The sequence below is a fragment of the Desulfurobacterium sp. genome, from assembly GCF_027028515.1.
GTDB lineage: Bacteria > Aquificota > Aquificia > Desulfurobacteriales > Desulfurobacteriaceae > Desulfurobacterium_A.
On sequence record NZ_JALVIW010000064.1, the window covers coordinates 1 to 3704 of the forward strand.

The following is a 3704-nucleotide window of genomic DNA, read 5'->3' on the forward strand; positions in this document are numbered from 1 at the left end:
TTCCTGGGCTATAAGACAGATAAGATTAGCACACTGCATAAAAAGTGTTTCAAGCCTTTTAGGTGGAGAGGCTTTTCTTTCATTTTTTGCCGTACTCTGCAATCCCCAGTATGCCACATCTTTGGCTGACAAACCCACGCAATAAAAACTCAGCTTATAACTCTGATGGTGATATGCCCACCCCTCTTCGTGGTGGAACTTTACAGGTAAACCTTTGTAGACTTCCTCAAACAGGTAGTCTTTCATTACTTCACCGACTACCACATGCTCAAGTACAGGTATCCCACGAATGAAGTTAGCGTTATTTCTTGCTATGTCGGAGTTTTTTAAAAACAGGTCAATTACCCTGAAGTACTTATTCATCTTTTGCAACCTCCACCGGATAGAATGGATTCACCTGATGCTCTAACCCGTATGCCGTTACAGTTTCTCTGATCTCTTCTATTTCCTCTTCCTTCAAAAGTGGATACCTGACTGTTCTCGTAATAGTAAAGGGAAGCTGTTTTTCAGCAAGGAATTCAAGAGTCTTTCTTACCCTGTAGGCATATTCACCTACAGAGAATTTTGGAGTCTGATTCCAGAACAGAACCTTTGTATACCTCTTTATCTCTTCAACGGTATATTTACCCCTTATCGGCACTTTCACATCTACGGCAAATCCGTCAACAAAATCAGCAACCTCTTTAACTTTTCCGTAAAGAAGGCCGTTCGTATCTATTCTGACCGGCTTTCTTTGCCTGAACTGGAGAATAGGAACATCATCAATCAACATCAAAGGTTCGCCACCTGATATGATAAACAGCTCTATTCCAAGTTTTTCTAGTTTTTCTAACTCGTTAGCAAGTTCTTTTAATGTAAAAAAGCGTTCAGAACCATAACTGTAATATGTGTTTTTATTATGACAATGATAGCAGTTTAGATTACAGCATTTAAACGGAATGTAGAACACAGCTGAAGGAACTTCTGCATCTTTAACGGTATAGGGAATATAATCTTTCAGGATAACTGTTCTCTTGTCCATACACACCTCTTAAGGCATTTTGGTAAATACTATTTTACCTGAACGGAAAGTGGTTTTCAAGATCTGTAAATTTTACCGTTTTCTTGTTTTGTTTCCTGTTTTCTTGCTTTTTCGTTTTTGAATACAATTAGTATCTAATTTTTCTTTATTGATAAGTTGGCTAATATTAACAAGTTCAACTTTTTTTCCGTTCTGTGTTAATACCATAAGACGGTCAATAACATTTTTTTCAACAGCAAGCCTGATAGTAAGGTCTTTCTGCCTCTCAGATAGCTCTTCCCATAAAACGGTTGAGGATAGAACAACAGGCATATTCTTTCTCAGCCTACGCTTTAGTGCTTTCGGTATTAGAACGGGCTGTGTGTTTGCTTTTGTATAAATAGATACAAGTATGTTTAACTTTTCTACCTCATCTTTTCCTTCCAGGTAGGGAGAAAATGAATCTTCAATAAGGAGCACCGGCGCATTGGCCGGTGTATCGGGTATGAGAAAGTCCCTATTCTTAACGTATAAGTTCCATATCTGATATTTTCTCTTCCACTTTGCCATCTACTTTACACCTATGGCCTGTTTGATCTTTTGAGGCCCGACGGCCAGCTTAAACTTTCCTTCCTGTGTTTCAACAACTCCACTTGGAGTCCCTGGTATTCCTATCTTGACAGAAGCCTGGTAGAGCTTTTCAGCCGTCTTGAGTGGAGTTTCTCCTGTTTTTTCATCTGCCGTATTTTTATAAAGTTCCTTGTACCATTCCTTGCCTTTGTACCTATTCCATTCCCTTATAAGTTCTCTTGCAAAAGGTTTGTGTTCTTTTTTGCTCTTTTCCAGGAGATAAGCCGTTGTTTTTAGACTGGCCAACCCGTGAACGGAAAACGGAACTACTACTACCTTATATTTTTTAACAAGCTTGTCATATATCGCAGGAAGTCCTTTCTTACAGAACGGGCAGTATGGATCAACAAAGAGAATTAATGTCTTTCCTTTCCCTTCCGACAAAACATATCCATTCTTCTCTGCTTCTTTTACGGCTTCAAATATAGGCTTAAGCTCTTTCTTAGTGGCCTCTTTCTCTTTTACGCTGAACCTTACAAGTTTTATCTTTCCGTTTTCTTCTGTTGCTATTTTGGCATAGTAGCTGTTGCCTACCTTTACTACTTCAACCTTGCTTTCTTTAAAGGGGGATTCCTGGATTCCTGTATAGTAGGATACAGTTTCCTGCTCCTGCTTCTGCTTTTTTAAAGTAAATACACCTATCTTAACTGTTTCTTTACCCGTGTTCCCTGAATGGCTAACAGCACTACTTCCCTGAGCCTGCATTCCACAGGAGAACATAAGAATTGTAGCTACTAAAAGAGCTCTTTTCATTTTGACCTCCACAAAACATTATGCTGTGATACCAATGTTAAATAAAGCATAATTTTTGATAAACTTCAAGACCACAAGTGCTATGTCAAATGTATTTATATAAACAAGATTAAGTGAAAATAGAAAGGTATAAAAAACAAGCATACCAAATATTCCGTGAGCCAAGAATGTAAAAAAGGCTTCTTCCACATTTTGCAGTCTTTCATATTCCATTTTGGCATCTCTGTATGCAAGACCTACTACGACTATAAAACCAAATACTTCAATTATAGTTATTCCAAGGTAAATAAGTGCAAGCAGAAATCCCAAAATATCAATCAAGAATCCCACTACTGAGTAGCCGGCCTGCAAGTAATCACAGCACTTGGGATACAGAACGGAAAGTGCGTCTCCATTCCCACTTATTATTTCGTTAAAGATGTTTTCTAACGAGCTATTAGAAACCCAGTTAACATCAGGACTAAACAGATATTTCAAGATTTCCGAGGCCGGAAAACCGAACACGCTCCACGTATCTATTATGATCCGTGCAAAAATTAAAATCATCACGTAGCCGGTTAATATCTTGAACCAGTAGATTACGGGATTTTCTACCATATCCCGATTTTCGTTGTTCTTGTTCTGTAAAAAGCTGACAAGTCCACCGATTATGATTAACGGTAGGGAGATAAAAAATATCCTTACGAAAATGTTAAAACTGCAACACAGGGCGGCGGCAGCTATGTTCGACAGCTCAACAGGTGAACCCGGCAGGTTTATAGTAAGTGCATAGGCATTTCCCGTAAGGAAAAATAAACTTATCAGTATTCCTATTAACCCTGTTTTATTCAGGAATGACTTTATAGTTCTTACCACAGGCACTTACCTCGTCCCTTGTATAAATTTTATCTACAACCTTAAATAGATACTTCTGTCCCGAAATGGAAATCGTATCCCCGTTGTTGGGACAGTGGCCGGTTAACTGCTTGTAAAACAGCAGGACTTCCGAGGGTGTCATTTTTTGGGATTCATAGTACACGTATTTTCCGTAAACGGGTACACTTTCGTAGAGTGGATTAACGGCTTCTCCGATAAAGGTATATTCGTTCCCATCTTTATCTACTGCTATAACAGTCATAAATTTACCACTTCCCTTTTCCGGTGGGCTGACTATTATCAGATTTTTCCTGTATATCACAGAACCACCACCGGCAGAATAGACAAAAGCATTTACAACTTCCTTGTCTTTGGGTAAAACTATCACTACTGGGATAGAAGAATTAAAGTAAAACAGGTTTGTTCCTCTTAACGGCTCTCTTTTAACCTTTCCGTAGTTTAGGCC

Annotated in this window: 6 protein-coding genes; all 6 read right to left on the reverse strand. The window is 38.7% G+C overall.

Features of this window, described 5'->3' with window-relative positions; genetic code table 11:
- On the reverse strand, positions 1-363 hold a 363-nt coding region (nrdD, locus tag MV676_RS06010), incomplete at its 3' end, for an anaerobic ribonucleoside-triphosphate reductase (protein WP_297445810.1).
- Positions 356-1021, reverse strand: coding sequence for a radical SAM protein (locus MV676_RS06015; protein WP_297445812.1), 666 nt, complete (start codon positions 1019-1021; stop codon positions 356-358). The genes MV676_RS06015 and nrdD, both read right to left, overlap by 8 nt.
- A gap of 72 nt (positions 1022-1093) precedes the next feature.
- Positions 1094-1570, reverse strand: a complete 477-nt coding sequence (locus tag MV676_RS06020) for a hypothetical protein (protein ID WP_297445814.1) — start codon at positions 1568-1570, stop codon at positions 1094-1096.
- Positions 1571-2383 carry a hypothetical protein gene (locus MV676_RS06025; RefSeq protein WP_297445816.1) on the reverse strand — a complete coding sequence of 271 codons (813 nt, stop codon included), beginning with the start codon at positions 2381-2383 and terminating at the stop codon, positions 1571-1573.
- A gap of 18 nt (positions 2384-2401) precedes the next feature.
- Positions 2402-3244 carry a hypothetical protein gene (locus MV676_RS06030; RefSeq protein WP_297445818.1) on the reverse strand — a complete coding sequence of 281 codons (843 nt, stop codon included), beginning with the start codon at positions 3242-3244 and terminating at the stop codon, positions 2402-2404.
- The coding region (locus MV676_RS06035; RefSeq protein WP_297445820.1) for a hypothetical protein at positions 3207-3704 on the reverse strand (498 nt) is incomplete at its 5' end. The genes MV676_RS06035 and MV676_RS06030, both read right to left, overlap by 38 nt.

Bases quoted from the DNA above. Each gene is read 5' to 3' on its own strand.
- MV676_RS06015 (WP_297445812.1), bottom strand. From the start codon at position 1,021: ATGGACAAGAGAACAGTTATCCTGAAAGATTATATTCCCTATACCGTT.
- MV676_RS06025 (WP_297445816.1), bottom strand. From the start codon at position 2,383: ATGAAAAGAGCTCTTTTAGTAGCTACAATTCTTATGTTCTCCTGTGGA.
- MV676_RS06020 (WP_297445814.1), bottom strand. From the start codon at position 1,570: ATGGCAAAGTGGAAGAGAAAATATCAGATATGGAACTTATACGTTAAG.